Source organism: Streptomyces sp. SID11385, assembly GCF_010548245.1.
GTDB lineage: Bacteria > Actinomycetota > Actinomycetes > Streptomycetales > Streptomycetaceae > Streptomyces.
Window position 1 is genome coordinate 1 of record NZ_JAAGLR010000832.1, and the last position, 3,476, is coordinate 3,476.

The window sequence follows — 3,476 nt, forward strand, 5'->3', positions numbered from 1 at the left end:
GTGAACCGGCGCCGACGCGTCGCGGACCCGCGCTGACGCGTCGTGAACCGGCGCCGACGCGTCGCGGACCCGCGCTGACGCGTCGTGAACCGGCGCCGACGCGTCGCGGACCCGCGCTGACGCGTCGTGAACCGGCGCCGACGCGTCGCGGACCCGCGCTGACGCGTCGTGAACCGGCGCCGACGCGTCGCGGACCCGCGCTGACGCGTCGTGAACCGGCGCCGACGCGTCGCGGACCCGCGCAGACGCGCCGCGGACCCGCGCCGACGCATCGCGGACCCGCGCAGACGCGTCACGCCTCCCCGCCGACGCGTCCCTGCCGCACGCGCCCCTCACCCGTGTCGGCGGCATGCCCGTATCCGCGTGCGAGGGGGTGATCCGGGCCTGATGCCCCCTTCGGCCGGGCCGAGTTCGGTACCGTCGTCGCAGCAGGGTGCGCGAGGGCTGTCGGACGTCGTGGAGGGGCAGCGGTGGGGATCGAGACTGATCAGCTCGTCTTCGACTACCTGAGCCGGGTCGGGGACCTGGCGCAGCAACAGCAGTTGTCGGCCGGGGAGCGGATGCGGCTCGTGGCGGGACTGCGCGGGGAGATCGACCGCAGCAGGGCGAAGCCCACGACCCCGGACTCGCCCGCCGCCGTGCGCCGTATCCTCACGCGGCTGGGCAGCCCGGAGGACGTCGTCGCGAGCGCGGGCACGACAGGCGCCCCGAGTGCGCCGGGAGTTGACGGCCCCGCAGACCAGCCGGACCGAGCGGCCCGCCCGAGCCGCTTCCGCGGCTTCTCCAAGGACACCGCTCCCGCGACGGGCACCGGCCCGGCCTCCGGCTCCGGCCCGGCCGCGCCCGGCGTGCCGCAACCTCGTACGGCACGGACCGGTGGCCTGGAGGACTACGACGACGGTGGGTCGGCCGGGAGCCGCGGGGGGAGCGGCGCCGAGTGGTGGCGCACCGAGGCGGGCGGTCCGGAGCCGCACGGATTCTTCGGCGGCGGTGATCAGGTCGCCGGGTTCGTCGGCGGCATCGAGGCACCCGAGATGCTCGGATTGCGGCCCCGGGTTCCCGTCCAGCGCCCCGGGGACGCGGCGGAGAAGGCGGCGCTGCCCGAGACGGTGGTCGTGGAGGAGCCCGCCGGGAAGGCGCGGCGACGTCTGCGGGTGCCGCGTCCCGGCACGTTCAGCAATCCGCTGCTGCTCCTCGCGGCAGCGGCGCTCGTCGTCGGCGCGGTGCTCGGCTCCTGGCTGCCGCTCGCGGCCGGCTGGCTCCTGGCGTGGGCTTCGCGCCGGCTCAGCACGAACGAGTCGAAGGTCGCCGTGATCGGCATCCCGGCGCTCTCGCTGGCCGCCGGGGCGGTCTGGCTGTGGGGGCGGAGCGAGGGCCGGTGGGGGGAGCCGCTGGCGCGGGGCGAGTGGAGCGCGGCGATCGCCGACACCTGGCCGGCAGTGGTGCGTATCGCCGCGATCTCCTCGGCCCTCTTCCTCGTCTGGCGTTCGCAACGCACGACGAAGACGAAGGACTGAGGGGTCTCGAACGGAGAGGGCGAACGGCCCGTTCCCCCCGGCCCCGCCGCCTTCCTCACTCCCGTCGCAGGTCCACCCACGGGATCGTGCTTCCCGGCAGTACGTATCGCTCGATCTCGGTGAAGCCGTGGGCGTGCGCGAACCGCAGCCCGTCCTCGTTCGACGCGAGGACGCACGTCTCGATCGTCGTGGCGCCGAGCGCGTGGGCCCGGCGCAGCGCGTGCGCGTACAGCTCCTCGCCGTACCCCCGTCGGCGATGGGCCGGCAGGACCCGCGCGATGACGGTGGCGACACCGTCCGTCGGCGGGCGCACGGTCGTGGAGCCGACGAGGACGCCTCCGGCGCGGGCGAGGTCGAGGCGGTTGCGCCCTGCCCGCTCCCGTACCTCCGCGAGGCTCAGGGGCTGGACGGGGATGACGGCGTTGTGGACGTACCGCCAGTCACCGAGGGCGCTGTCACCGTGCGGCTGCTCGATACGAAGGCCGAGAGAGCTGGTCATCGGCCCATCAGATCATGCGACCGGCATTCGCTCTCCGTCGTAGCAGAGGCAGAAGGGATGCCCCGCCGGGTCGAGCAGGGTGCGGACGTGCGGGTGGAGCGGGTCCGGTACGGGTGTGGCGCCGCGTTCGACCGCTTCGGCGACCGCCGCTTCGAGGTCGCCGACCTGGAAGTCGAAGTGCATCATGGGCCGTTGCTCACCGGGAACGGGCGGCCACACCGGCCGTGCTAGGGCCTGTCTTCAATCTCGCCTCGTCGCCCGCAGGGCGGCCGCGCGGCTCCCCCAGCCTTCGGCCGGGAGGTGCCCCCAGGTGCGTGCTCTCGGCGGGCCGGCCGGAATCCCTCGTACTGGGCGTACTCGGGGTTTCGGCCGGTGCGGCGAGTGGGGGCACCTCCCGGCCGCCAGGCTGGGGGAGCGTGCCGGGCGTCGCGCGGCAGAGGCGAGATTGAAGACAGACCCTAGTCCTCGGCGCGCTGGAAGACGAGGAACGGGCCGGACGGGCTCGCGGCCACGATCGTGGTACCCGGTTCCTCATGGCCGATGTGCCAGTCGAGCAGCCCGGCGTAGAACCGCCCGAGCGCCGCCGGATCGGGTGCCTCTACCGCCGTGCCCCACCACATGCCGCCCTCGCGCGCCCTCATGCGTGTCCTCCTGCTCGTCCCGTTCCGGACCTGCTACCTGGCCCCGGTCTCAAATCCTGCTGACCGCACCGCACTTGTCGGACGTCGTCAGCGTGTCCAGGCTTTCGCCGCGGTCGTACGGGTCCCTTTCGGGGCCGGTTGCCCCGGTGTCCTTCCCGGCGGCGCGGTCGGAGTCGAAGGCGGGGGTGTAGAGGGGGTTCGTCTTGTCGCAACCGCCGTTAGAGGAGAAGGACTTGAACGACACGAGCGAGAACGTGCCCGGTTCGGTGATGATCTTGCTCGGGTCGTCCCAGTCCACGACGAGTTCACGGCGCACGATCGTACGGGTCACCTCGCCGCCCCCGGCCCGCTCCAGCGCGTACACGAACGTGACGTCGCTCGTCACCCGGAGGGCGCCGTTCCTCCCCTCGCGGAAGTCGAGTCGGCCGCGCGTCTTGACCACCTTCGTCGCGGGCCGGACGAGGGACGTGTCGAAGCGGCTGAAGAGGTGCAGCGGGTTCTGCTCGCGGGTCGGCGTCCTGCCGAGCGCCGTCTTCAGGAACTCCCGCACGTCCCGCTGGTGCGGGTTCATCAGCGCGATCGCCTCGCGTGGTCGCTCGCCGCGCAGCACGCCGGGGTCCAGGTTCGAGGCGGCGAGGAAGTCCACGGTGCCGGCGAGTGCGGCGGCGACCCGCGCCTCGTCCATCCAGCCCGTGGCACGCGCGGCGGGCACGGTGATGCCCGCGCGGCCGTCCGCCCAGCGCTCCGCAGGGGAACCGCGGAAGGGGTGCGCGCCGGTCGGCCCCTGGGCGAGGGGCGTCGGCGGGGCGTTGCCGGGGC

The 3,476-nt window shown here is 74.1% G+C and carries 5 protein-coding genes; 1 reads left to right on the forward strand and 4 read right to left on the reverse strand.

Annotated features, from left to right (window positions below; all coding sequences use genetic code 11):
* The first annotated feature begins 470 nt into the window (after positions 1–470).
* Positions 471–1,517, forward strand: a complete 1,047-nt coding sequence (locus G3I42_RS25320; protein ID WP_164289625.1) for a hypothetical protein — start codon at positions 471–473, stop codon at positions 1,515–1,517.
* A 55-nt stretch (positions 1,518–1,572) separates the two neighbouring features.
* Here G3I42_RS25320 and G3I42_RS25325 read toward each other — a convergent pair whose 3' ends face one another.
* The 4 genes from G3I42_RS25325 to G3I42_RS25340 all read right to left on the reverse strand — a co-directional run.
* Positions 1,573–2,016 carry a GNAT family N-acetyltransferase gene (locus tag G3I42_RS25325; RefSeq protein ID WP_164289627.1) on the reverse strand — a complete coding sequence of 148 codons (444 nt, stop codon included), beginning with the start codon at positions 2,014–2,016 and terminating at the stop codon, positions 1,573–1,575.
* 12 nt (positions 2,017–2,028) lie between these two features.
* Positions 2,029–2,235 (reverse strand): VOC family protein, encoded by a 207-nt coding sequence (locus G3I42_RS25330; protein ID WP_343244661.1) that lies wholly within the window; start codon positions 2,233–2,235, stop codon positions 2,029–2,031.
* A gap of 239 nt (positions 2,236–2,474) precedes the next feature.
* Positions 2,475–2,657, reverse strand: a complete 183-nt coding sequence (locus G3I42_RS25335) for a VOC family protein (RefSeq protein WP_239096660.1) — start codon at positions 2,655–2,657, stop codon at positions 2,475–2,477.
* Positions 2,658–2,706: 49 nt separating this feature from the next.
* Positions 2,707–3,476: hypothetical protein (locus G3I42_RS25340; RefSeq protein ID WP_164289631.1), on the reverse strand; the 770-nt coding region annotated here is incomplete at its 5' end.

Bases quoted from the DNA above. Each gene is read 5' to 3' on its own strand.
- G3I42_RS25325 (WP_164289627.1), bottom strand. From the start codon at position 2,016: ATGACCAGCTCTCTCGGCCTTCGTATCGAGCAGCCGCACGGTGACAGC.
- G3I42_RS25335 (WP_239096660.1), bottom strand. From the start codon at position 2,657: ATGAGGGCGCGCGAGGGCGGCATGTGGTGGGGCACGGCGGTAGAGGCA.